At 42.9% G+C, this 24,306-nt stretch carries 23 protein-coding genes; 11 read left to right on the top strand and 12 right to left on the bottom strand.

Features of this window, described 5'->3' with window-relative positions; translation table 11 throughout:
- Positions 1–51: 51 nt before the first annotated feature.
- The 6 genes from lptM (at position 52) to AAEY98_RS19545 (ending at position 4,849) form a co-directional block, all read left to right on the top strand.
- A complete protein-coding gene (lptM, locus tag AAEY98_RS19570) occupies positions 52–246 on the top strand; it encodes an LPS translocon maturation chaperone LptM (protein ID WP_351018968.1) in 195 nt (64 codons plus the stop codon).
- A 20-nt stretch (positions 247–266) separates the two neighbouring features.
- Positions 267–1,511, top strand: coding sequence for a diaminopimelate decarboxylase (gene lysA / locus AAEY98_RS19565; protein WP_162022196.1), 1,245 nt, complete (start codon positions 267–269; stop codon positions 1,509–1,511).
- A 40-nt stretch (positions 1,512–1,551) separates the two neighbouring features.
- Positions 1,552–2,379, top strand: a complete 828-nt coding sequence (gene dapF / locus AAEY98_RS19560; RefSeq protein ID WP_059747101.1) for a diaminopimelate epimerase — start codon at positions 1,552–1,554, stop codon at positions 2,377–2,379.
- Positions 2,380–2,489: 110 nt separating this feature from the next.
- A complete protein-coding gene (locus tag AAEY98_RS19555; RefSeq protein ID WP_192115779.1) occupies positions 2,490–3,116 on the top strand; it encodes a DUF484 family protein in 627 nt (208 codons plus the stop codon).
- A gap of 93 nt (positions 3,117–3,209) precedes the next feature.
- Positions 3,210–4,109, top strand: a complete 900-nt coding sequence (gene xerC / locus AAEY98_RS19550) for a tyrosine recombinase XerC (RefSeq protein WP_192115373.1) — start codon at positions 3,210–3,212, stop codon at positions 4,107–4,109.
- Complete coding sequence (locus AAEY98_RS19545) at positions 4,109–4,849, top strand: HAD-IA family hydrolase (RefSeq protein WP_153009457.1); 741 nt, start codon at positions 4,109–4,111, stop codon at positions 4,847–4,849. Before xerC ends, AAEY98_RS19545 begins: the two co-directional genes overlap by 1 nt.
- Here the strand turns inward: AAEY98_RS19545 and AAEY98_RS19540 are convergent.
- From AAEY98_RS19540 to AAEY98_RS19515, 6 genes are all read right to left on the bottom strand, one after another.
- Positions 4,829–5,344 carry an AlbA family DNA-binding domain-containing protein gene (locus AAEY98_RS19540; RefSeq protein WP_011635938.1) on the bottom strand — a complete coding sequence of 172 codons (516 nt, stop codon included), beginning with the start codon at positions 5,342–5,344 and terminating at the stop codon, positions 4,829–4,831. The two genes, AAEY98_RS19545 and AAEY98_RS19540, sit on opposite strands and share 21 nt — an antisense overlap.
- A gap of 120 nt (positions 5,345–5,464) precedes the next feature.
- The gene (locus AAEY98_RS19535) at positions 5,465–5,977 is read right to left on the bottom strand and encodes a hemerythrin domain-containing protein (RefSeq protein WP_432346163.1); all 513 of its coding nucleotides are present in this window, start codon (positions 5,975–5,977) and stop codon (positions 5,465–5,467) included.
- A 115-nt stretch (positions 5,978–6,092) separates the two neighbouring features.
- A complete protein-coding gene (locus AAEY98_RS19530) occupies positions 6,093–7,376 on the bottom strand; it encodes a Kelch repeat-containing protein (protein ID WP_243756250.1) in 1,284 nt (427 codons plus the stop codon).
- 53 nt (positions 7,377–7,429) lie between these two features.
- Complete coding sequence (locus tag AAEY98_RS19525; protein WP_192115374.1) at positions 7,430–7,753, bottom strand: CC0125/CC1285 family lipoprotein; 324 nt, start codon at positions 7,751–7,753, stop codon at positions 7,430–7,432.
- 34 nt (positions 7,754–7,787) lie between these two features.
- A complete protein-coding gene (locus tag AAEY98_RS19520) occupies positions 7,788–8,534 on the bottom strand; it encodes an anti-sigma factor family protein (protein ID WP_192115375.1) in 747 nt (248 codons plus the stop codon).
- Positions 8,531–9,019: an RNA polymerase sigma factor gene (locus AAEY98_RS19515; RefSeq protein ID WP_101086273.1), complete on the bottom strand. Its 489-nt coding sequence runs from the start codon at positions 9,017–9,019 to the stop codon at positions 8,531–8,533. The genes AAEY98_RS19520 and AAEY98_RS19515 overlap by 4 nt, the downstream gene beginning before the upstream one ends.
- A gap of 135 nt (positions 9,020–9,154) precedes the next feature.
- Here AAEY98_RS19515 and AAEY98_RS19510 point away from each other — a divergent pair, with 135 nt between their 5' ends.
- Entirely contained in the window at positions 9,155–10,588 is a 1,434-nt protein-coding gene (locus AAEY98_RS19510; RefSeq protein ID WP_351018960.1) for a S8 family serine peptidase, read from the top strand.
- On the opposite strand, the gene AAEY98_RS19505 is transcribed toward AAEY98_RS19510, so the two are convergent.
- Together AAEY98_RS19505 and AAEY98_RS19500 are read right to left on the bottom strand one after the other, a co-directional pair.
- Entirely contained in the window at positions 10,585–11,490 is a 906-nt protein-coding gene (locus AAEY98_RS19505) for a surface lipoprotein assembly modifier (protein ID WP_192115378.1), read from the bottom strand. The two genes, AAEY98_RS19510 and AAEY98_RS19505, sit on opposite strands and share 4 nt — an antisense overlap.
- A 58-nt stretch (positions 11,491–11,548) precedes the next feature.
- Positions 11,549–12,439 (bottom strand): hypothetical protein, encoded by an 891-nt coding sequence (locus AAEY98_RS19500; protein WP_192115379.1) that lies wholly within the window; start codon positions 12,437–12,439, stop codon positions 11,549–11,551.
- Positions 12,440–12,938: 499 nt separating this feature from the next.
- Between AAEY98_RS19500 and AAEY98_RS19495 the strand changes: the two genes are divergently transcribed.
- Positions 12,939–15,935: a UvrD-helicase domain-containing protein gene (locus AAEY98_RS19495; protein WP_351018955.1), complete on the top strand. Its 2,997-nt coding sequence runs from the start codon at positions 12,939–12,941 to the stop codon at positions 15,933–15,935.
- A 142-nt stretch (positions 15,936–16,077) separates the two neighbouring features.
- On the opposite strand, the gene fis is transcribed toward AAEY98_RS19495, so the two are convergent.
- The 3 genes from fis to prmA form a co-directional block, all read right to left on the bottom strand.
- Entirely contained in the window at positions 16,078–16,383 is a 306-nt protein-coding gene (fis, locus tag AAEY98_RS19490) for a DNA-binding transcriptional regulator Fis (RefSeq protein ID WP_011635942.1), read from the bottom strand.
- A 23-nt stretch (positions 16,384–16,406) separates the two neighbouring features.
- A complete protein-coding gene (dusB, locus tag AAEY98_RS19485; RefSeq protein WP_011635943.1) occupies positions 16,407–17,369 on the bottom strand; it encodes a tRNA dihydrouridine synthase DusB in 963 nt (320 codons plus the stop codon).
- A 297-nt stretch (positions 17,370–17,666) separates the two neighbouring features.
- Positions 17,667–18,548: a 50S ribosomal protein L11 methyltransferase gene (gene prmA / locus AAEY98_RS19480; RefSeq protein ID WP_101086268.1), complete on the bottom strand. Its 882-nt coding sequence runs from the start codon at positions 18,546–18,548 to the stop codon at positions 17,667–17,669.
- A gap of 553 nt (positions 18,549–19,101) precedes the next feature.
- Here prmA and AAEY98_RS19475 point away from each other — a divergent pair.
- Genes AAEY98_RS19475 through AAEY98_RS19465 form a run of 3 tightly spaced genes read left to right on the top strand, consistent with a single transcriptional unit; the run spans position 19,102 to position 22,582 of the window.
- Complete coding sequence (locus tag AAEY98_RS19475) at positions 19,102–19,845, top strand: fumarate reductase cytochrome b subunit (RefSeq protein ID WP_192115381.1); 744 nt, start codon at positions 19,102–19,104, stop codon at positions 19,843–19,845.
- A 9-nt stretch (positions 19,846–19,854) separates the two neighbouring features.
- Positions 19,855–21,855: a fumarate reductase flavoprotein subunit gene (locus tag AAEY98_RS19470; protein ID WP_351018950.1), complete on the top strand. Its 2,001-nt coding sequence runs from the start codon at positions 19,855–19,857 to the stop codon at positions 21,853–21,855.
- A gap of 1 nt (position 21,856) precedes the next feature.
- Positions 21,857–22,582, top strand: coding sequence for a fumarate reductase iron-sulfur subunit (locus AAEY98_RS19465; protein WP_101086264.1), 726 nt, complete (start codon positions 21,857–21,859; stop codon positions 22,580–22,582).
- 377 nt (positions 22,583–22,959) lie between these two features.
- On the opposite strand, the gene rho is transcribed toward AAEY98_RS19465, so the two are convergent.
- Positions 22,960–24,222, bottom strand: coding sequence for a transcription termination factor Rho (rho, locus tag AAEY98_RS19460; RefSeq protein WP_059747484.1), 1,263 nt, complete (start codon positions 24,220–24,222; stop codon positions 22,960–22,962).
- Between the last annotated feature and the right edge of the window lie 84 nt (positions 24,223–24,306).

Raw genomic sequence — 24,306 nt, 5'->3', positions numbered from 1 at the left:
CTTTCTGCGTTATGAATGCGATTATAAGACCATTATTCACTAGATGCACAGATGTTGAAAAAAATGAGACTGCTTTTATTTATTATGCTTGCTAGCCTATTCGTAACCGCATGTGGTCAAAAAGGCGTTTTATACAGAACTCCCGAGCCGGTGGCCAATAAAGTCGCCCCAAAACCTGCTAGCACTGATGTGCCAAAGCAAACTGAGGAACTCGACTCTCAACCTTCAACTTCACAACAAGAATAGCATTTATAAGGGACCGCATTTTGGATTACTTTTCATATCAAAATAATTCACTATTCGCAGAAGACTGCGATGTAGCAAAACTGGCCAACACTCACGGTACGCCGTTGTACATTTATTCTCGTGCCACATTAGAGCGCCATTGGCATGCTTTTAATAATGCCGTTGCTGACCATCCGCATCTTATTTGTTATGCAGTGAAGGCGAATTCAAACCTTGCGGTATTAAATGTATTGGCTCGCTTAGGCAGTGGTTTTGATATTGTCTCTGGCGGTGAACTCTCGCGTGTGCTGCAAGCTGGCGGCGATCCTAAAAAAGTGGTTTTCTCTGGTGTGGGTAAAACCGTTGCCGAAATGGAGCAAGCTCTGAATATTGGCATTTACTGTTTTAATGTCGAGTCGAGTGCCGAACTTGAACAACTTAATGACGTCGCGAGGCGCTTGGGTAAAGTGGCACCAGTTTCATTGCGCATTAATCCAGATGTTGATGCCGGTACGCATCCATATATTTCGACCGGTCTTAAAGAAAATAAATTTGGCATTGCCATGGAAGAAGCCGAAGTGGTGTTTGCCCGTGCAGCAGAATTAGTCCATTTACATGTTAAAGGTGTGGATTGCCATATTGGTTCACAGCTCACCGAAATAAAGCCATTTTTAGATGCTATGGACCGCATGCTTGCATTGATCGATCGCTTAGGCGAGTTAGGCATTCAAATTGAACATTTTGATGTGGGTGGCGGTTTAGGGGTGACATATAACAATGAAACTCCGCCACATCCAGACGTATATGCTGCAGCATTACTTGATCGCTTAAATGGCCGTAAATTGAAGTTAATTTTTGAACCAGGTCGTGCCATTGCTGCCAATGCAGGGATTTTCGTCACTCAAGTGCTTTATCTGAAAGAAAATAGTGATAAGCGTTTTGCCATTGTTGATGGTGCAATGAATGATCTTATTCGCCCATCGCTTTATAGCGCATGGCAAAATATTATTCCGGTACAACAAAATGACGCGCCAACCTTTGCTTATGATATTGTAGGTCCAGTATGCGAAACGGGTGACTTTCTGGGTAAAGACAGACAGTTAGCGGTTAAATCAGGCGACTTATTAGCGATACGCTCAAGTGGCGCTTACGGTTTTGCGATGGCCTCAAATTATAATTCTCGCCCAAGAGTGGCTGAAATTATGGTTGATGGTGGTAATGATTTTGTTGTTCGTCAGCGTGAAACGCTAGAGCAACTTTGGCAAGGCGAACATTTATTGCCATAGGCAGTAAGCTAGCGGCATAACGTTTTATAAGGAAACTTTTGTGATCCATTTCACTAAGATGCACGGACTGGGTAATGACTTTATGGTCGTTGATGGCGTAACACAAAATGTGTTTTTTTCGCCTGAACAAATTCGCCGTCTTGCCGATCGGAATTTTGGGATTGGTTTTGATCAACTTTTGTTGGTTGAGCCGCCTTATGATCCAGATTTAGATTTCCATTATCGTATTTTTAATGCCGATGGCAGTGAAGTTGAACAGTGTGGCAATGGTGCTCGCTGTTTTGCTCGTTTTGTTCGCAATAAAGGTTTAACGCAAAAGAATAAAATTCGCGTGAGCACTAATTCGGGTAAAATAACTTTACGCATTGAGCGCGATGGTAACGTGACCGTTAATATGGGCGTTCCCGTTATCGAGCCAAGCCAAATTCCATTTAAAGCTAAAAAAAGCGAAAAAACCTATTTATTGCAAACGCCGATGCAAACTTATTTATGCGGTGCCATTTCAATGGGTAATCCACATTGTGTGATTGAAGTGGAAGACGTACAAGCCGTTAACGTAGATGAAATTGGCAGTAGCTTGACTCGTCATGAGCGCTTTCCTAAAGGCGTGAATGTTGGCTTTATGCAAGTGATTAATCCTGGGCACATTAAGTTACGTGTGTATGAGCGCGGCGCCGCAGAAACCTTAGCATGCGGTACAGGAGCATGTGCCGCGGCAGCGGTTGGGCAATTGCAAGATAAGCTCGATAAACAGGTGAGAGTCGATTTACCAGGTGGTAGCTTAATCATAAATTGGGAAGGCGAGGGTAAGCCGTTATGGATGACCGGACCGGCAGAACATGTATATGATGGACAAATACAACTATGAGTGACATTACCTCAAAAGCCAGTGTGACTAATGTGGCCGCTGACAATACGGTTAGCAGCGAACAAGCAAAAGATATTAATTCAATTGGACAAGATCTTGGCATCGACATGATGGCTAGCTTACAACAAGTTCCGTTTGATGAAATGTTGATCCGCGAATACTTATTGGATAATCCTGACTTTTTTAATCGTTATCCTGAGTTATTAGTGGCCATGCGTGTACCGCATGCGGAACGTGGCGCGGTATCATTAGTTGAACGTCGACAAGAATTGTTGCGTCAACGTGTTAGCCAGCTAGAAGAAGAAATTACCTCGTTAATGAATATCGCCACTCATAATGAGAGAATATTCAAATATAATACTGAGTTGTCGTTTAAAATGCTTGCGAGCCAAGATTTGGGTGAGCTGCGTTTAGTGTTGTCAGAAGGATTAAAAAACGAGTTTGGCTTTAGTCATGTCAGGTTAATTACTGTGCACGATATCGACAGCGAATTAGCTAAAATTTGGCGTCATCGGGTTCAAAGTGGTTATTATTTTGGCCGGTTAACTCAATCAGAATCTAAACGTTTGTTTGGTAGTGAAGTTGGTTCTGTGGCATTAACTAAATTATCTGATGAAAATGGCCAAGTGATATTTGCTATAGCCAGTAAAGACCCAACGCATTTCCATCCTGATATGGACTCATTGTTATTCAGTCAGTTGCGTCGTTTATTAGATCATATGTTGCCGAAAATGTAATCGTTAAGCTATGTGTTTTAAATGAGCATTTTTCAACGATGAAATAAGCTCAAATGACGGCGGTCTTGGTCGTTACAATCTGGGAGTATCTTGATGAAGCCAACTGACTGGCAAGCGATATTTAGCCAACATTTGTCTTCAGAAAGACAGCTCTCTGCTTATACCGTACGCAACTACCTGTTTGAATTACGTCGTGTCGAAGACATGTTAGCTGAATCAACTCAACTGATTGACGTTAGCCGTGATCAGCTGCAAGCAGTACTGGCTACATTACACCGTAAAGGGCTGAGTCCCCGTTCATTATCTTTGTGTTTATCTGCCTTAAAACAATTTTTTGATTTTTTGCTGCGCGAAGATGCTGTCACCGTAAACCCGGCACAGACGTTAAGCGCACCTAAACAAAATAAACCCTTACCGAAAAATATGGATGTGGATGCTGTCAGCCATTTATTGTCCATAGAAGGTGATGATCCTTTGAGCTTGCGTGATAAAGCCATTATGGAATTATTTTATTCAAGTGGCTTACGTTTAGCTGAGTTAGCCAGTTTAGATTGCGTTGACATTAAGTTTGATCAAAGCGAAGTTAAAGTGATGGGTAAGGGCAGTAAACAGCGTGTTGTGCCCATTGGCCAAGTGGCATTAACCGCGATCAAAACGTGGTTGAATTGCCGTAACCAGTTACCTTGTGTAGAAGCTGGGGATGCGTTATTTGTTAGCAGCCAAGGCAAGCGATTGTCTCATCGTAGTATTCAAGCGCGTATGGCTAAGTGGGGACAAGAGCAAGCCATGGCGGTAAAAGTTCACCCACATAAGTTGCGTCATTCGTTTGCAACTCATATGCTTGAATCAAGCCAAGATTTACGTGCAGTACAAGAGTTACTCGGTCATGCGAACTTATCAACTACACAAATTTACACCAGTTTAGATTTTCAACACCTTGCTAAAGTGTACGATAACGCGCATCCAAGAGCGAAAAAAGACAGGGGGAAATAATGACTTTGCAATTGCCTAAAGCTTCGATGATCCAATATCAACGCCTACAACCTTTTAGCGCGATTAGTTTTGATTTAGACGATACACTCTACAATAATCTTCCTTATGTAATACATGCCAGTGAGCAGCTGTTCTCGTTAATTAATCAAGCCTATCCTGCCACTACTGCATGGGATACCGCTCAATGGCAGCAACTCAAACATGCACTGTTCAAACTACACCCAGAGTTAGCTCATGATACCAGTGCAGCACGCTATGCCATGTTGCATCAAGGTCTTTTGCACTTTGGTTATAGTGAGACTGAAGCCAGCCAAGGTGCACAAGATGGCATGACATGCTTTCATCATCATCGCAGTGATTTTACTATTGATGATAACGTGCTGGGATTACTAGAACGCCTAAGCCAACGGTACCGACTAATCGGCATCACTAATGGTAATGTCGACACCCAGCGCATTGGGTTAGGTAAGGTGATGCAGTTTGTGCTACATCCTGGCCATGGGGTTAAAATGAAACCTGCCGCCGACATGTTTAGCCTTGCTTGTCGTCAATTAGATATTAAGCCGTCGGCGTTATTGCATGTGGGCGATCATCCGTTGTCTGATATCGCTGGAGCTAAAATGGCGGGTTGTCAAAGTGCGTGGCTAAACCCATGTATGCAGCAACGGCATAAAAAGGCGCAACCAGTATTACCGCATATCGAGATTAACCAATTAGATTTACTGCTTCAGTTGCTTTAGCTTCAAATCGATACCGGCTTTTAAGCTCATTTGTTCAACTTGCTCACGGCTCGCATGCATATCGGCATCGCCCACTCGAAAATAGGTACCGCTGTAAGGATCGGTGCCAACATAGATGGGCCTGAGTTTTACATCCACGCAGGGCACATGGATACGAATCAGCTTTTTAGCCATAATTTCGATAATTTGTACGTCGGTAGGCGCTAAAATATTGTGACTGATTTTTTTCGGGTCATGTAAAATTGCCCAAATTTCACTGAGCATCGGCATCGGATTAATAATTCCCTCAATCGTAAAGTCACCTTGCTGCTCTTTTACCCCTAAAATAATTTCCCCGCCTAAGGTGTTGGCAAAAGCACTGTAGCTTTCCCACATGCCTTCGGGCAACATTCCATTACCATCTCTTCCACCTGCTAACTTAAATTCAACTTGGGCAGATTCATGTAAGTTTGCTATGTCGTCTAGGGCAAAGGTTGGGTAATGATGAGGTGACATTTAGGCTCCATATTGAAGTACGGTAAACTCATTATGTACTGTATGAAGTTTCGCAAAAAAAAGGAAGCAAATCCGTAAGGATGATCTCGAAGTTGCTTCAAAATGGGGAACCTAGGAGGATTATAGTGCTAAAGCTTTTGGGAATAATAAAGTGTTTTCAATCTCTATATGGATTTGCAAATCGGCATCAAATTCAGCCAAGGTGCGATAACACGCTTGCCACGTATGGCAAACACCTGCAGGTGGCGTGTAGTTATTGGTTAAGTTTCGAATGGTTTGCAACATGTGGTCTGCATTATCGTGTTCATGCAACATCATGTTGATAGGATTACTAATATGACCAAAGCATCCATCAACAGTTTTGCCTAAGCTGAGCGATTTAATCGCCGGAAATAAAATGCGTTCTTCTTTCATTAAGTGCGGCATTAATTCGGCAATTAACTCATTAACCGCATGTGCCAGAGGCTTTATCTCGCTGTGATCATCACCGTGTGCGCGAACCATTTTATCTGTGTATTCCACTAATAATGGGGCGGTTTCACGAATGTATTGATGATGAGTCGCTTCAATATGATCTATCAAATCAATTAATGATAAGTGCTGTAATGCGGGTGCTGCTTGTTCGGTTAACATGGCAATTCCAAAGGTGCACATAATTTACATGTATTTTATGTGCATCTTTAACAATGCTCAATTTATTCACCACTAATCTGTTAGCTAACTCACACATTAATCGAAAATTGATACGTTATTGAGTACAAGACTCGCCTTGCGCCAAAGTGCTTAGCAGTACTTTTGAACTGACTTTTTGTTGCTGTAGCATACCGCCGACTCTTAATAAGCTATCTTGCCAACACACTAACCCACGGTGATCCATGCTTGGCTGCGATAGTGTCTGCGGTGCGAGCCACTGCTTGGTAGCCAAGTCGAATCGATAACCATAGGAGTTTGGTTCGCTAGGTTCACCGTTATAACCAATACCTGAATAGTTATACGGATTATCACTTCCGCCTAAAAATACAATTTGGCCACCAGTTGCTGTTTTAATCCCGGTAGCTGCCATGCGGTAATGAGCCGTAGCAGTTGCAGCAGTGTTTGATTCCGCTATGTTTGCTATTGATGGGTTGACGTTTGATTCAGTTATTGTAGATTTACTTACGTTGATATTAGCCGCGACAGAGTAATGCGGCAGTAATTGCCAATCAATTCGCAAATGATTATCTGGATTGACCTCACCATACAAACACACGGGTGATGCTTGGTAACTGCGGCGCGCGTTGATATTAGCTTGTACTTTTACGCCGTCGCACAACACCAGCTGATGACCTACCATTCCTACTGCTTGACCAAATACAGCCGGTGCTGGTATTGGGCTCGCTTGAGCCCAAGTGTTGGTCTGGGTGTCATACACTTGGACTAAATTGACGTTGCCGTCGTTGTGCCAGCCGCCAAATAAATAGATGTAACGCTGTTGATATGCTACTGCAGTGGTGTCATCAACAGCCACTGGCATGTCGGCAATACGAGTATATTGATTGGTCTTAATCGAGTATTGGTAATTATCAATTGTGCTAATTTCGTCATGATTGTCGGCCACGGTATAACCGCCAAACACATACGCCTTATCGTTAATGCCAATCGCAATCGATGCCAGCCTGCCCGCTAAAGGCGCAACATGAGGTACCGGCTTAATAGTTTGCCATTGGGCATTAGGGGTGTTTAAATTTAGTGCCCATGCCTTGTTATGTACAGCTTGATAATCTTTAGCTTTACCTAGCCCCATAAAGCTCAACAAGTAAGTGTGTTTATCGCTTTGCACCAACGCTATTGCGTTGTTGGTTACCGCTTGTGGCAATGGTGTTATATCGGTTGCTGCTGCATAAGCTGGTGTAGCAACAACTATTAATCCTATCAATGATCCTGCTAACCTACCCAATGTTGAGTTAATCATAGCGATATTGTGGTTAGTCGATTTTGGTCGTTTAACGGAGATACGAATGCGCAAAGAGAGTTGCTCGATTAGGCGAGACATTGTGTGTGAAATCCTTTATGTGCTTTATGGATAGCAATAGAGTGTAAACCAATTTATGGTTTTACTCCTGTGCCCATGCGTATTTCGATGACCTTTTCAACGCGCGATGGCGTGGTTATTAGCCCGCTTTGTTCGACAATAATAAACCAATCGTAACCTTGTTGCTCAGTTAACATTGATGCTTGTGTTAATGCGTAAGCATCGATATTGGTTTTATTTTTACTGACAATATTGAGCATAAAATAATTGTCAGTTATTTTATGCTCAATATAGCGATAGCCATCTGCTTGAGTATATTTGACTCTAGGTGTTGTATTTACACAACCGCCCACTAGCGTAACGAGTAATACCGCGACAATGGCGCCAAGTTTATACATGTCCATAACCTTTTAGGTAAAAATTCATAGCGAATTAGTCTGTTAACTTGCTAAGTATTTGCTGTTCTTGTGCTGTTGTTAATGGCGCGCCAACCATAATATTGTCGAGTAAGCTATCAAGTGCAGAACCGCCGCTAGCTGTTTGGTATTCAGCTTGCTGATCTTGGCTAATAGTATATTCAATATTAGCGACTTGTTGCCATTGCCCCTGCTGCTGACAGGCAATATTTTCGCTACGCAGGCTTAGGTCTTGCAAACCATACTGGCGACAAAAATCTCCCTGTTGATTATAAAAACTGAGTTGAATAGACATGATGCTGTCATCATCTAACAATGCAATAACACCGCTTGGTAAATGCGTTAGTTGTTCTGTTATGGTTGGGTCTATGCCTGCCGTTGTGGTATTGGTCAGTAGTGGCGTGTCTAGTTGATATACGCCATAACCCGCTATTAGCGCGATAACCGCAACTGCTGCAGCATAATGTTGCACCTGTTGCTGTGCTTGGCGCCACCAAGGAAAGGCTACAATGTTACTCTCTGTAGCGCTAGGCTCTTCAAACGGTGCACTAGGCGTTTCAAGTAGTGTGCTAATGGCTTTTGGAACGGGCTGTTGGTCAATGGCTTGATAGAATGTTTGTACCATAGGATCAACCATTGCCAGTTCTGCTAAACGTTCGGCAACCGCTTCATTATCGGCAATCGCTTGCCTGACTTGTTCCATGTCTTGCTCTGGTAGTTCTGCATCTAAAAAGGCTGATAAGGTTTCATCGCTGAGGTTCATGCCATGCTCCCGTTAGGTTGTTTAAAAAAGCTGACCATGTTGGATCGAGCTCTTGCTAGGCGGCTCATGATTGTTCCTGTTGGAATGGCGAGTATCTCAGCCGCTTCACTGTAGCTCATGCCTTGTACAGCAATTAACGATAATACTTCACGCTGATCATCAGACAAATTGTTCATCGCGCTATTCACCTCACCTAAGGTGATATCGTTAATGATGTCCGCTTCACCGTCGGTGTAATTTTCTGCCTGCAGTTCTGGTTTACTGGTGGCTAAGGTGCGTACTTTTTGTGAGCGATAATCATCAATCCATTGATTTCGACATATCTTAAAGGCCCATTTAGCTAACAGAACATCTTCCGGTGGCGGCGATTTAAGTATCCGTAATAAGGTATTTTGCACCAAGTCATCGGCATCATGCATTGAGCCCGTTAATGAGTAGGCAAAGCGTCTTAATGCTGGTAGCAGTAGGATTAATTCGGGTTTCATATTTAGGGTATACTCCTCTTTACCCTGATAACGGTTCAATGGGCAAAGTTATTCCAACATGGAGGGAATTTTTTTTGTTGTCAGACGTTTTTATCTTACACACTATCAGCGCAGGTAGATAAATCAATGAGAACAATGACAGCATATTCACTCGCATTACTGAGTTTAACCCTCATACCTTTAGTGTCTTACGGGCAATTATTGTCTGTGCCAGCACTTCCTGCTGCAGTGATAGATAAACTCGATCAAAGCGTAAGCCGAAGCGCCGAGCGCTTACAAGCACTGAAGCAGCAACGTTTGCTGGAGCAGCAATTACAGCAAACATTAGCGCTAAAGGCGACATTGTTAGACCCCTTATTACAGTTGCCTGCTGTAGTGCCTGTGCTAAATAGCGCAGGTCAGCCTGTATGGAACGATATTGAAGTTGAACATGGTTTACGCGCCGTTGAGCGTGAATGGCTATTGTTAATATCCATAGCACAATGGCAACAGCTGTTAACGACGACTCCTGAGCTGGAAATGTATGTGCAAAGCCGCACTGAACTGGCAATGTTAGGCTTACAGTTGGTTAAAATACAAGTACCGATCGAGCTTGATAGCGTTGATGCATTACGCTATACCTTACCTACACTACTGGCACCTTATTTAAGCCGAAATTATATATACCAGTCGCAAGCGGCTAATCAAGCAAACACAGTTACGGATGCGCAGGCGAGTACTGAAACGGCTATCCAAGTAGGCAAAGCGACAACGGATCAGATAACGGCAGTGCAGCAAGTGGTTTCAAGTGAAACGACAGCGATGTGCGATAGACCGATAAGATTAGGCATGATAGATACCGCGATTGTGCCCCGGCATAAAGCGCTGCATATAGCCGAAGATCGCTTAGTATTGATCCAACAAAATTTTCTTACTGATGATATCCCATCTTCATATAGTCACGGAACCGCAGTGGCAGGCGTATTAGCGGGTAACAATGATCAACTTAAGCCGTTGTTACCGTCATTAACCTTATACAGCGCAGGAGCCTTTTATGCCCAAAATGCGTATCAACAAGGGGCTACACTCGACAGTATCTTGCAGGCGTTAAATTGGTTAATAGGTCAACAGGTGCGGGTGATCAATATGAGTTTGACTGGACCAGATAATCCAATATTACATGAAGTCGTATCTCATTTAGCTGAAACAAAGACCATTTTAGTGGCTGCAGCAGGTAACGGTGGGCCAGCCGCTAAGCCATTATATCCAGCTGCATATTCAGACGTTATTGCCGTCACTGCGGTAGATAAACAGCTGGGATTATATCGTTGGGCTAATCAGGGGGATTACATTGATTTTGCGGCGCAAGGAGTAAAGGTGTTGACTACCCGAGCAGATGGAAGCGTGGGTATTGAAAGTGGCACTTCAATGGCCACGCCCGTTGTATCGGCCAAAGTGGCCTGTATGCTGGCTGCAACACCAGAGCTGCTATTGGAGCAGGTGTTGCTGCAATTACAGCAGCAGGTGATTGATTTAGGCGCACCAGGTAAAGATCCACAATTTGGTTATGGGGTAGTAACACGCCCTTAAAAACTGGCTTGTAACATCAGTCCTGCTCGTGTTTCATCATAATCTGCACTGGTCAAGATTGACTGATAGTAACCATATTCAACGGATGTCAGCAGCGCAAAAGTGGAATTAATATTTAACTCCCACTTAGCATCAATGTGTTGATGTATATCGTTACGTTTATTATCGTTAATGGCCAAAGCATAATCTCTTTGAGTTAATTTCATTCCTAGTTGAATTTTTTGTACAACGTGCCATAAATCAAATTGATTAGACAAGCGGATATTCATACTTTTAGCGCGATAGCTAAAGGCTTTATCAAGTGTATCTTCATCCTCATAAGTTGCGCCTAATGAGATAAAGCGTTGGCCCTGTTGAAAAAACCAAAATGAATCGATATTAGCACTTTTATTGCTAGCATCACGCGATTCAAACTGAGCAAAATCTTTGTCGGCATACACTACACTGGGACGAATAAACCAGCTGTCGCTAAGATTATGCATGGCATACACGCTAAATTGGTTGAGCGCTAAAAAATCGCTGCCATCTAAATCAGCTTGAGCCAGATAGACACTGCTGCCCAGTGTTAGATTATCAAAGGCATAGCTCGCATCGATAAAAGCCAGCTGTAAGCGACTGTCATAAGCACTGGCATTTCGATAGCGTTTGTCATTAATACTATAGCCACTGTCTAGGCGGACATTGTCGCTAACTTGCCAAGCTGCATCGATTTCTCCCTCTAAAACCGTCGCCGTATCCGACTCACCACTGGCTTGTTCAAGTTCACTGATGTTGACGTTAGACTGGTATTCCATACCTGCTTTTAGCTTACCGTTAACGGATAGGGTTTCTGCCGCTACTCCCATATGAGCGCAAGCCAGCAGAAATAATGTACAGGTAACGCGAGAGTGTAAAGTCATCATAAGGACTCCTAACAATAAAGATAGGCCGGCAGTATTGCCGGCATATGGAGTATTCGACTTAAAGACCGCTTGATAAGCGAATGGTATTTTGAATGGTGTGAGTGACTTCTGCATTCACTGTTTGGCTCACCGCTTGCGTCACTTGTTCGCGAGTGTTCTGCTGCATGAGTTCACTTGCACTTGCCTGTAACTGTTGTTGCACTGCGCTGGTTGCTGCGGCATTGATGGCCGATGATGTTGTCCCAGAAACTGCCGCGCTTACTGAATCAGATACTGCTGTGCTAGTGGCAAACAGTGTATCGGCACTCATACGTGATTGAATCTCTTCTGCGGCGGTGTTTGCACCAAGTTGTGCTGCGTTTACTGTCGCTGCGGCGGTGTTGAGTGATGTCTCTGCTTGATTAACCGATAACTCTGTTGCTGCAGATAATCCGGCAGAACCAGATGCTATTACTTGAGTTGACACCAATTGCGCAGCCGTCGAGGCGTTATTAATCAGGCTATTAGCTATGCCAGCACCAACAGTTGTGGTGTTGGCTAATTGGTTATTAGCAAGTGTTGTTGCTGAGTCAGCGTTGGTGATTGATGTATCAAGTGCTGACGTTACCGTAGTGAGCATTTCTGTTGTGGGTATGGTTATCGCAACTTGGTTGTCAGTTGTGGCTGCCATTTCAGTTGATGAAGTTTGCGTGGAGTCACTCGAGCCGTCTGACTCTGCTTCATTTGAAGCCGTTTGATCTGAGGCGGTGTTGGTCGGCTCGCTTGAGGCCATTGTTGACTCATTATTGCTTTGTGTTTCAGCGTTAGCATTTGGGCTATTCTGTTGGTTTTGGCTTAATTGAACATCAGCTTGGGCTGATACGGTTGTCGATGCTGACATTTCGGCACTTATTGCCATGGTTGAGAAACAAGCAAGAGCAATAATCGTTGGTTTAAGTAATGTTTTCATTTTTAATTCCCTCGTAATGTCGTGATTGACACTGTGATAACGAGGCGGTCGTCGATTCTATTCCATTTATTTTTTCTTAATTGGCATTATTGTCTTGCGAGGTGAATATGAAATTAATAAGTGATTGTTTAATATTGTTATTTTATTTTTATCTTTATTGATGTAAAAAGACTAAATGATGCTTAGATAGACATCTCTACTGAAATATAACCATCGTTTAGCGTTGTTGCTTGAAAATAAATAGTGGTTTTGTCGCCCGCTGGGATTTGTCGGCAGAACTAGCGATTGAGCCGCGGACAAATGTCATGCTCAGTATGTTAAATGCTGTGTATATGTTTACTTTTATGGTTAATGTAAATCAATTATCATTGGTGTCAGCGCGAAAGCCCATTGAGTCATTCGCACACCCAGTATTATCCGTAATGAATGCTTAATTACGATATAGTTATCTTAAATATAAGCCGGTTACCCCTGAAACCATTGAGTCGTAGGTTTTACTTTGTCATTAGAAAATTCAGTTAACTTTATCCCTCATAGTTGGTTTGGGCATTTGTATCAGCGTGACGTAAATGCGATCAAATTGACGCAAGAGGGGATGACTTTTATGCCTAGCCAAGGCCGATTTTTAGCAAGATTTCGGCATACCAATAAACCGCTTATTATGGGGCAATTATCATGGCAGCAATTAGATCATCCGCCACTATTTAGTGCCAGTTTACTCGGTAACTTACTGAGTTTTAAGGCAGCTGGTGCTCATTATCAAATTCCATTTTTAAGTTATTTGGCTAAATCTCATTTTAAGCAACAGGTCGAAATACTCTGGGCTTTATCTCATCAAAAATCGCTGTGCGATTTGATATTACGAGTTGAAAAAGCCATATCAAGCCGGTATTTACGCCAGTCATTACTAGAAAAAATGCGCGCTAGAATCGAGCGTGAGTATTTTCGCTGGTTTCCCTGGAGTGAAGGGGTCGAGTTACCCGCCAATATACGTACCGCATTAATTCAACTACACGGTTTTTACCACTGGAATAAAGCTGATATAGATCGCCTACGTGAAGGCTATATTCAATCGCAGTTACTCGCATTTGCAGACTTTTTTGATCATGTGGAGTCACAGCCATTAACCGATAAGCAGCGCCGAGCATGTATTATCGATGATGATAATAATCTACTGCTCGCGGGCGCTGGCACGGGGAAAACCAGTGTAATGGTAGGCCGTGCAGGCTATTTACTAAATAGTGGCCAAGCTAAAGCTAATGACATTCTATTACTGGCTTATGGCAAAAAAGCCGCCATGGAAATGGATCTGCGAATTAAACACAAACTGGGCAGTGATGATATTAAGGCCAGTACTTTTCACAGTTTAGGCCTGAAAATTATTGCCGATGTTGAAGGTGTGAAACCTAGCTTATCAGCGTGGGTAAATGATGAACCCGCCAAAGACAAATGGGTGCACGATAGATTAGAAGTTTTGATTGAAAATGAATCTTATCGTAAACAACTTTTTGACTATTTCAGTCGTTATTATTACGTTGAAAAAAGCCCATTCGAATTTTCAATACAAGGTGAGTATTTTGAATATTTAAATGATAATGACATTCGCTCATTGAAAGGTGAAAGAGTTAAAAGCTTTGGCGAGCTGTATATCGCTAATTGGCTGTTTACCAATGGCATAGAGTATCAATATGAAGCTAAGTATGAATTTGATGTCAGCACGGTTGATTTTCGCCAGTACCAAGCTGATTTTTATCTACCTGAATATGAGGTTTATATTGAATATTATGGCATTGATGAAGCCAATAATACGGCTCCTTATATCGATCAAGCAGCCTATTTAGCATCAATGGAATGGAAACGACTGTTACATCATCAGCGCCAAACCAACTGCATCGAATTATTTTATTATCAGCACAAGAAAAATCAGTTAATCAACAAGCTTGAGCAAGCTTTAACGGTATTTAAAGTTAACTACTCACCTTTACCCGATGACGCGATATTGGCAACTCTTTATGAGCTTGGGCGAGTGACTGAGCTGGCAAAATTGTTTAGTCAGCTCATTGGCTTATACAAAGCAGCTTGTATTGACGAGGCTGGGCTGGAAAAGGTATTTGCCAATGCTGCTGATGCGGCCCAAACGCGTAAAGCATTTGAATTACTCGAACCCATTTTACAGCAGTACCAACAGTACTTATCAGCTCACGGTGATATCGACTTTGAGGACATGATAGCCAAAGCGCTCGCATACCTGCAAAGTGGTCAATATGTCAGCCCATGGCGATATATCATGGTCGATGAGTTTCAAGATATTTCAGAACCCAGAGCACGTTTAGTGCGAGCCTTGCGAGATTCGCGCACGAAAAAAGGTAACAGCGATACTTCATTATTTTGTGTTGGCGACGATTGGCAGGCTATTTATCGCTTTAGTGGTGCAGATGTCCGTTTAACGACTCAATTTAAACGTTATTTTGGCCATGCCAGCGAAACGCATTTGGATCTTACTTTTAGATTTAATAACCGTATCGGTGAAGTGGCTAGCGCTTTTGTGAGTAAAAACCCGCATCAACTCAACAAAGATATCCATTCATTGGTACAAGTTGCCAAGCCTGCAGTATCAATACTTTGTCGTGGTACCAATGAGGGCGCAACTAAAGATGAGCTGAGTAACAACGCATTAGAGCAAGCCTTAAATGCTCTGTCCGTCCGTGTTACTCAAGCTGCTGATAAGCTTAAAGCTAAACCGACAGTATATTTGCTGGCCCGTTTCTGGTTTCAGTTGCCAGATAAAGACATGTTGCGTCAGTTAACGGCTAAATACCCGATGTTCGTGATTGAGTGTTTATCGTTTCATGCTTCCAAAGGTAAAGAGGCCGACTATGTGGTGATTATGGGAATGACCCAAGGCATACATGGATTTCCGTCGAAAAAAATAACGCCACCTTTACTTGATGCGTTTTTACCTAAAGCCGAAAACTTTGAATTTGCAGAAGAACGGCGTTTATTTTATGTCGCGCTAACCCGCGCAAAGCACCGAGTTTACGTTATCGCCGATATGACCAATGTGAGCCCATTTATTGTGGAACTGATCCAACAAGATTATGCCGTTGAACAACAAGAATTTAGTACGTCTTTGGTGCAATCCTTGTTTGAACAAATTAACTGTGTCCGATGTACCACTGGGATATTAAAACCACGAGTGGGCAAGTTCACATCATTCTTTTCTTGCTCACACTTTCCATTATGCGATCACAAAGAAGCAGGCTGTGACGAATGCGGCAGTCCGATGACACGTAAACGTTTTATCGGTTTCAAGGTATGTCTCAATGACAGTTGTAGCCATATGGCGCCGATATGTAACGTCTGTGGCGGTGATATGAACTTAAGAGAAAGTGCTAGAGGGGCTTTTTGGGGCTGTAAAAATTATCGAGGTAACCGCGTGCCTAGTTGTAGCAATACCATTGATAAAGCCAAAATCTCTCCGCAACAGGTGCAGTAGTTCTTAGAAATGGATGACTGTTTCTACTCGTATATAACACTTGCTGATAAATGATGTGTTACTACGAGTGTAACTGATAAAACAAAACGGGCTTATCATTGCTGATAAGCCCGTTTCATTACAATCACTTAGACGCTAGGTCTTAGTTCATGCCGTATTTCTTTAATTTCTTACGTAAAGTACCACGGTTGATACCTAACATATTAGCAGCGCGCGTTTGGTTGCCACGAGTGTGTTGCATGATGATGTCTAGTAAAGGTGCTTCAACTTCGCACAATACCATTTCATATACTTCAGAAGCTTCCTGACCGTCTAACTGAGAGAAGAAGTTAGTCACGGCACGTTTTACTGCGTCACGTAATAACTGCGGCTTGATAGTGCCGTTTGCTGTTTCGATTTTGCCTACGGTAAGCTGGTGAACTTCTGTGTTAGTTGTCTGATCAAACATTCTATTCTGCTCTTTATTAAATTCTAAACTAATTCATCAAAATAACATTCTACGAGGGAATGTTGCTGGGCAGCGGTTTCAAGCCGATTGAAGTCAGCACGAAATTGGCGCTGTTCCTCATGGTTTAGGTACCACCCGACATGCTTTCTAGCAAATCGGACACCTTTGTATTCGCCATATAAGTCATAAAGTTTCTTAAGGTGTTCAAGCATCACACTGCGTTGCTCTTCTGCCTTAATTGGCGCTAACTTTTTACCTGTTTCCAGATAATGTAGGATTTCTTTAAAAATCCAAGGCCGTCCTTGTGCACCTCTTCCAATCATCAGGGCATCGGCGCCAGTGTAGTCAAGTACAAACTTGGCTTTTTCTGGTGTGTCGATGTCCCCGTTAGCGACAACAGGAATTGAGACATTCTGTTTAATTGCTTTTATGGTGTCGTACTCGGCAAAGCCTTTGTACATGCATTGTCTGGTTCGGCCGTGAACGGCGAGCGAGACAATGCCACAATCTTCAGCAATTTGGGCTATTTCAACACCATTACGATGTTCAGGCTCCCAACCTGTGCGTATCTTTAACGTTACTGGTACGTCTACTGCAGCAACCACGGCTTGTAAAATCTCTTTTACTAAGCTGGGGCTTTGCATTAACGCAGAACCAGCAAATTTTTTATTCACTTTCTTTGCTGGACAGCCCATATTGATATCAATGATGTGCGCACCTTGTTCAACGTTGAACTTAGCGGCATTGGCCATTAAATCAGGATCTGCACCTGCTATTTGTACGGAGCGTATTCCTTCTTCACCAGAATGCATCATGCGCTGGCGGCTTTTGTCGCTGTCCCAAACGTCGGGATTCGATGAAAGCATTTCTGATACGGCTAAAGCTGCGCCATAGCGTAAACAGAGATTTCGGAAGGCCTGATCGGTGACACCTGCCATTGGTGCCACAATCAGCTGATTAGACAGTTGATACGGGCCAATTTGCATTTCGGACTTCACCTTGCTCTCCAAAGGGGCGCTATAGTAGCCCTTTTTTACGGCCGTGAAAAGGTCAATAAATGACCTAAATGCAACTTTTTTGCTTGACTTTTATTAGCCGTCACATCTTTGACTAATAATTGGCGTTTTTCGGCCATTTTTGAGCACTGGTGCGTGTTGCAGAGAGACGTTTTCATATATACCAGTGTCAATTATTGATGTTAACAACCTGTAAACGAGAATTTACGCACGCAATTCGTTCATAATATAGCCCATAATTGAGTGCGTTTTAGGCTTGTGGGCAGGCTACTTACGTATTCCTGTTAAGCGACTCCAGTCTTCTTTGTTACATACTGGATCCATGATGAACCATTGGCTGTAGAAGTCGGATACTTCTTGTGCTTGTTCTTGCAATAAACCCGATAGCGCCAGTTTGCCACCAATTTTGACTTTTTCAGCTATCAGCGGCGCTAGCTCTTTTAACGGACCGGCAAGAATATTGGCGACTAATACGTCTGCTTGTAAGTTGGCTGGTTGATCTTCTGGTAAATATAGGGCCAATTTATCCACTACGTCGTTACGTTCAGCATTGGCTTTTGAAGCGTCAATAGCCTGATAGTCAATATCAACACCTGTTACTTTCTTGGCGCCGAGTTTGATTGCGGCAATAGCCAAAATACCCGATCCACAACCAAAATCGATGACTTCTTGGTTTGATAAATCTAGGCTGTCTAACCATTCTAAACATAAGGCGGTGGTAGGGTGAGTACCTGTACCAAAGGCTAAACCTGGATCGAGAATGACGTTAACCGCAGTCGGATCAGGAATTTCACGCCAGCTAGGGCAAATCCATAAACGTGTACCAAATTGGATTGGGTGAAAGCTGTCCATCCATTCGCGGATCCAGTCTTTATCTTCGACTTGTTCAATTTTATGATTAAAGCCTTTGCCTAAAAATGGCATCGATTCTAAAAATTCGATTGTGGGTGCTAAGTCAGTACCTGCATCAAACAATGCAATCATTACGGTATCTTGCCACAGCGGTGTTTCACCTAACTTAGGTTCGAAAATAGGCTCGTCTTGGCCATCTTCGTAGGTGATGGAAAGTGAACCGTGATCCATTAATAAGTCGCCAAGCAAGTCGGCGTTATCGCGATGAGTGTGAATGCGTAATTGGATCCAAGCCATGGGATTTTCCTAACTGTGGTAAAAGTAATATCAAATTGGCGCTTATTATACCCAAGTTATTTTAAGATGCTCGTTTAGGTGAGAGTTTATTGGTTGTTTACTAGATGAAGATGGACCATTTTCGGTCACGTTTATATTAAAAATCGCCCAGGATATTGCTGATGATTAGAAAACAGGTAAGTTAGTCCCGAAACTTACTGAATGTGTTGGTGAGTCAGTTGCGTTAAATTTGATCTGTCCTGGTCGCGAAAATATCACTCAGGTCATGTTGCTATTACGCGATAAGTTACGTCAATATTGCCCGTAATTATTAGCGTAACGACACCTTTTTAGATACACGTTAGATTGTTTTATCTACCGAATACTCGTTTCGATATTTAGTTAACTATCAGTATTGTTTAAGTTTTTATTTGCTAGTTTGTGTGACATGCTTCTAACTCCCGCTTAATAATAGGTGAACACTATCACGGTTTGATCATTGTTCATTGCCGCTATTCAAAAACTCTTGATATGGTCAATACTTGTTATTGTGCTTAACAGGATATGATGCTTTATGACTGCGAATTCTTTGCAAACGAAAGTCGACAGTGCGGTAAATACCGACAAAGGTTTTGCTCACCCTCTTTGGGCTGCTCGAGCGGATAAACTACAAAGTTTGTCTGGTGTAATACTGGGACTTTTTCTAGTGATGCATTTGCATTTTGAGTCGAGTATTTTGTTTGGCAAAGAAGCCTTCTACCAAGTGGCACAGTTTCTTGAGGGTGGAATATTCAGTGAAACTGGTCATGGTTACCCACTGGTAACTCAAATTTTTTCATGCTTTATGTTATTGGTAGTACTGATCCATGCGGTATTTGCATTACGGCGTTTTCCGACTCAATTAGGCCAATGGCGCGCCTTACGAAATCAAATGCGTTTTTTACCTCATGAAGATACCAAAATCTGGTTTTGGCAAATGATCACTGGTTTTTTATTGTTCTTCCTCGTGCCAACGCACTTATTCACCATGATAACCAATCCTGAAATAGGCCCACATCTTTCGGCCGAGCGTGTGTACCACCTTAATGCTTGGGTTTTATATATCCTGCTATTACCTGTTGTAGCAGTGCATGGCGTATTTGGTTTATATCGAGTAGTGGTGAAATGGGGCTTAGTTGAGCAACGCTTTGCCATGCTCAAATTTGCTAAGGTGCTGTTAGCGTATTTAATGGTGCTAGGAGTAGCGAGTTTGCTGACTTATATTTTTATTGGCCGTTCTTTGGCGTTACCTGTGGTGCCATATGTGTCGATGTTATAAGGAATTAAAATGAAAATTATTTATACCGACACCTTGGTAGTAGGCGCTGGACTGGCAGGGTTAAGAGTCGCGATAGCCTCAAAAGAACGTGGCCTCGATACCTTGGTGTTATCGCTTGTTCCCGCTAAAAGATCGCACTCTGTCGCTGCCCAAGGTGGCATGCAAGCCAGTTTAGCCAATACCATAAAAGGTGAAGGTGATGATGAAGACATCCATTTTCAAGATACGGTAAAAGGTTCCGATTGGGGCTGCGATCAAGATGTTGCTCGAATGTTTGCTCACTGTGCACCCAAAGCGGTAAGAGAGTTAGCTCAGTGGGGCGTTCCTTGGACTCGAGTAACTAAAGGCGATAGACAAGTTATTGTTAATGCGGAAAAAGTGACTATCACTGAAGCAGAAGCTGCTCATGGACTCATTAACGCGCGTGATTTTGGGGGTACCAAAAAGTGGCGTACTTGCTATACCGCAGACGGTGCTGGTCATTCTTTATTGTATGCCGTCGATAATAAGGCTATTTCGCTAGGTATTCCTGTGCATGAGCGGATGGAAGCATTAACGCTTATTCATGATGGAGTGCGTTGCCATGGTGTCATCGCTCGTTGCTTAATTACGGGTGAATTACGCACTTACATCGCTAAATCTACCACTATTGCCACAGGTGGCTATGGGCGGATTTATGCGGTGTCGACCAATGCCATTATTTGTGAGGGGATTGGTCAAGCATTGGCGCTAGACACTGGCGTCGCGACGCTGGGCAATATGGAAGCGGTACAGTTTCACCCTACGGCTATTGTTCCAGTGGGTATTTTAACGACGGAAGGTTGCCGTGGTGATGGTGGTGTGCTGCGTGATAAAGACGGTTACCGCTTTATGCCCGACTATGAACCAGAGAAAAAAGAACTGGCTTCGCGAGATGTTGTGTCTCGTAGAATGACTGAGCATATGCGCAAAGGAAAAGGCGTAAATTGCCCTTATGGGCCGCATTTATGGCTGGATATTACCTTATTAGGTCAAAAGCACATTGATACCAATTTGCGTGAAGTTAAAGAGATTTGTGAGAACTTTTTAGGTATTGATCCGGTTAAAGATTGGATCCCTGTTCGGCCTACACAACATTATTCTATGGGCGGTATTCGTACTAAAGCCAATGGCGAAAGTCCACAATTATCAGGGCTGTTTAGTGTTGGAGAAGCGGCTTGTTGGGATATGCATGGCTTTAATCGACTCGGTGGCAACTCCCTAGCAGAAACTGTGGTTGGCGGAATGATTATCGGTAAGTATGTTGCTGACTTTGGTGAGCAAAATAGTTTGGTCGTGGATACCGATTTAATCGCCCAGTTTGGTAAGCAGTTACAAACAGAAGTTGATCAGCTTATTGAGGGCGAAGGAACAGAAGATCCATTTAAACTTAAAGCTGCAATGCAAAAAATTATGATGGATTACGTCGGTATTTTCCGCAATGGGCCTGAACTTGAACTGGCTGTTAACCAATTAACCGAATTACTTGAACGTTCAAAAAACCTCGGGTTAAAGTGCAAAAAACGTCACGCTAACCCTGAGCTTGTTGAAGCGTTACGCGTCAAACGAATGTTGAAAGTGGCAGTGACCGTTGCATGCGGGGCGCTTGCTCGTACCGAAAGTCGAGGCGCGCATTCTCGTGAAGATTTTCCACAGCGTAATGACCAAGACTGGTTGAATCGTACATTAACCCGTTGGCCAGATGCTAATAGTTTACGACCAGAAATGAGTTATGAAGCGCTCGATGTGATGCGAATGGAATTACCGCCTGGTTATCGAGGTTATGGTGTTGATAATGCGATTGCTCATCCTGATACCCAAAAACGTCAGCAACAGGTTGAAGCTATATTGGCTGAACTCGGTGACGATGCAGATAGGTATGCCAAGCAAGCGGCATTAATGCCTTATGAGTTACCTGAAGAATATCAACCACGTAATCAGCGCTTCACTGATACTGTAGCCAAAACCAACGCTGAGTCTGGAGAAATGTAATATGAGCCAAGCACGCACGTTAACTTTTTCAATTTTTCGATATGACCCGCAAGAGCCTGGCGACAAACCTAAAATGGTGAGTTACAGCTTAACAGAGGCACCCGGAATGACGGTGTTTATCGCGTTGAATCAGCTACGTGAAACACAAGACCCATCACTACAATTTGATTTTGTTTGTCGTGCTGGTATTTGCGGCAGTTGTGCCATGGTGATCAATGGTTTTCCGACGTTAGCTTGTCGAACCTTAACCGCTAATTATCCAGATGGACATATTAAATTGATGCCATTACCTGGCTTTGATTTAATTGGCGATCTGTCGGTAAATACCGGTAAATTTATGCGCGAATTATCTGAGCGTTTATCGTTGTGGTTGCATCCGAATAGTGCAGATAATGATATTCATCGTATCGAAACGCCGATGTCACCGGAAGAAGCAACCAAGCTTTATGAGTTAGAGCGATGCGTAGAATGTGGTGTATGTGTTTCTGCTTGTGCGACTAAACAAATGCGTGACACTTTTGTTGGCGCAGTCGGTATGATGAAAATTGCCCGTTTTGAATTAGACAGCCGTGATACTCGAACCGCTGATGATTTTTACCATGTCATAGGTAATCAAGATGGCGTGTTTGGTTGCATGACGTTACTCGGCTGCCAAGATACTTGCCCGAAAGATTTACCGCATATGCAGCAAATTGCGTATTTACGTCGGAAAATGGCATCTGTTTAGGTTGAAAGAGCGGTAGCGAACGGTAAAGCGATAACAGGCGATGGCAAGCGATAGAAGTACAAAGACTAGATGCTAGAGCGCTTCGCTGCTAGATGCTATACAAGCTAAAGCTTTAAAAGCAGGGGGATCGATAACGAACGGTAAAACGATAACAGGCGATGGCAAGTGGAAAGACTAGATGCTAGAGCGCTGCGCTGCTAGAGTGCTACGCAGCTACAGACGATACAAGCTAAAGCTTTTATAGCAGCGAAGCGTACTATCAGGACGAAGTCCGCTCTAGATTCTAGGCATGGCTTTGGTTAGTAACCTTGATATACATATAAAAATGCCGCTAAATTAGCGGCATTTTTGCGATTATTTTGCGTTTAGGTAATTAATTACTTAGCGCGTTTCATTGCTGTGAAGAATTCTTCGTTAGTTTTGGTCATAGCCAATTTATCGATTAAGAATTCCATTGCAGAAACTTCATCCATTGGATGTAAGATTTTACGTAAAATCCACATTTTTTGAAGTTCTTCAGTTGTCGTTAGCTTTTCTTCACGACGAGTACCAGAGCGATTGAAGTCAATCGCAGGGAATACGCGTTTTTCAGCAGCTTTACGAGAAAGGTGTAACTCTTGGTTACCAGTACCTTTAAATTCTTCGTAGATTACTTCGTCCATTTTCGAGCCTGTATCAACCAAGGCTGTGGCGATAATGGTTAAGCTGCCACCGTGTTCAATGTTACGTGCAGCACCAAAGAAACGCTTTGGACGATGCAGTGCGTTAGCATCAACACCACCGGTTAACACTTTACCCGATGAAGGGATGACGGTGTTATAAGCACGGGCTAAACGAGTAATCGAATCTAACAAAATGACGACGTCTTTTTTATGCTCAACTAAACGTTTTGCTTTCTCGATAACCATTTCGGCTACTTGAACGTGACGGCTGGCTGGTTCATCAAAGGTAGAAGCAATCACTTCGCCTTTTACCATACGCTGCATTTCGGTCACTTCTTCAGGACGTTCATCGATAAGTAATACCATTAACACCACATCTGGGTTGTTGTAAGTAATACTTTGAGCAATATTCTGTAGTAACAATGTTTTACCGGCTTTTGGCGGCGCAACAATCAAACCACGTTGGCCTTTACCGATTGGAGAACAAAGATCAAGAATACGCGAGGTGATGTCTTCTGTTGAACCATTACCGCGCTCCATGCGAAGGCGTTCTTCTGCATGTAATGGGGTTAAGTTTTCAAACAGGATTTTGTTGCGAGAGCTTTCTGGTTTATCAAAGTTGACTTCACTGACTTTCAACAGTGCAAAATATCTTTCGCCTTCTTTCGGCGGTCGAATTTTACCAAAAATACTGTCACCAGTACGCATGTTAAATCGACGAATTTGACTTGGAGAAACATAAATATCGTCAGGACCCGCAAGGTATGAGCCATCTGAACTTCTTAAAAATCCAAATCCGTCTTGGAGGATTTCTAATACACCGCCACCGAAGATGTCTTCTCCGCTTTTAGCGTGAGCTTTCAAAATTGAGAAGATGATATCTTGTTTACGGGTACGAGCCATATTTTCCAGATTCATGCTTTCAGCAAGCGAAACTAGATCTGAAATTGGCGTGTCTTTTAATTCTGTTAAATTCATGTATGGGAGTCTTGTTTTGCGCGACGAAGCTTACCGCAATCAATCAGCAAGTTTGAAAAGATATTTTATGATTGATAAACGAGA

The organism is Shewanella sp. AC91-MNA-CIBAN-0169 (assembly GCF_040310165.1).
GTDB lineage: Bacteria > Pseudomonadota > Gammaproteobacteria > Enterobacterales > Shewanellaceae > Shewanella.
Note: the sequence above shows the minus strand (reverse complement) of the source record. Positions and strands in the feature narration are given on the sequence as shown.

Excerpts from the sequence above, each read along its gene's own strand:
- lptM (WP_351018968.1), top strand. The coding sequence starts at position 52 with ATGTTGAAAAAAATGAGACTGCTTTTATTTATTATGCTTGCTAGCCTA.
- AAEY98_RS19555 (WP_192115779.1), top strand. The coding sequence starts at position 2,490 with ATGGCTAGCTTACAACAAGTTCCGTTTGATGAAATGTTGATCCGCGAA.
- xerC (WP_192115373.1), top strand. The coding sequence starts at position 3,210 with ATGAAGCCAACTGACTGGCAAGCGATATTTAGCCAACATTTGTCTTCA.
- AAEY98_RS19545 (WP_153009457.1), top strand. The coding sequence starts at position 4,109 with ATGACTTTGCAATTGCCTAAAGCTTCGATGATCCAATATCAACGCCTA.
- AAEY98_RS19540 (WP_011635938.1), bottom strand. The coding sequence starts at position 5,344 with ATGTCACCTCATCATTACCCAACCTTTGCCCTAGACGACATAGCAAAC.
- AAEY98_RS19535 (WP_432346163.1), bottom strand. The coding sequence starts at position 5,977 with ATGTTAACCGAACAAGCAGCACCCGCATTACAGCACTTATCATTAATT.
- AAEY98_RS19530 (WP_243756250.1), bottom strand. The coding sequence starts at position 7,376 with ATGTCTCGCCTAATCGAGCAACTCTCTTTGCGCATTCGTATCTCCGTT.
- AAEY98_RS19525 (WP_192115374.1), bottom strand. The coding sequence starts at position 7,753 with ATGTATAAACTTGGCGCCATTGTCGCGGTATTACTCGTTACGCTAGTG.
- AAEY98_RS19520 (WP_192115375.1), bottom strand. The coding sequence starts at position 8,534 with ATGAACCTCAGCGATGAAACCTTATCAGCCTTTTTAGATGCAGAACTA.
- AAEY98_RS19515 (WP_101086273.1), bottom strand. The coding sequence starts at position 9,019 with ATGAAACCCGAATTAATCCTACTGCTACCAGCATTAAGACGCTTTGCC.
- AAEY98_RS19510 (WP_351018960.1), top strand. The coding sequence starts at position 9,155 with ATGACAGCATATTCACTCGCATTACTGAGTTTAACCCTCATACCTTTA.
- AAEY98_RS19505 (WP_192115378.1), bottom strand. The coding sequence starts at position 11,490 with ATGATGACTTTACACTCTCGCGTTACCTGTACATTATTTCTGCTGGCT.
- AAEY98_RS19500 (WP_192115379.1), bottom strand. The coding sequence starts at position 12,439 with ATGAAAACATTACTTAAACCAACGATTATTGCTCTTGCTTGTTTCTCA.
- fis (WP_011635942.1), bottom strand. The coding sequence starts at position 16,383 with ATGTTTGATCAGACAACTAACACAGAAGTTCACCAGCTTACCGTAGGC.
- dusB (WP_011635943.1), bottom strand. The coding sequence starts at position 17,369 with ATGCAAATTGGCCCGTATCAACTGTCTAATCAGCTGATTGTGGCACCA.
- prmA (WP_101086268.1), bottom strand. The coding sequence starts at position 18,548 with ATGGCTTGGATCCAATTACGCATTCACACTCATCGCGATAACGCCGAC.
- AAEY98_RS19475 (WP_192115381.1), top strand. The coding sequence starts at position 19,102 with ATGACTGCGAATTCTTTGCAAACGAAAGTCGACAGTGCGGTAAATACC.
- AAEY98_RS19470 (WP_351018950.1), top strand. The coding sequence starts at position 19,855 with ATGAAAATTATTTATACCGACACCTTGGTAGTAGGCGCTGGACTGGCA.
- AAEY98_RS19465 (WP_101086264.1), top strand. The coding sequence starts at position 21,857 with ATGAGCCAAGCACGCACGTTAACTTTTTCAATTTTTCGATATGACCCG.
- rho (WP_059747484.1), bottom strand. The coding sequence starts at position 24,222 with ATGAATTTAACAGAATTAAAAGACACGCCAATTTCAGATCTAGTTTCG.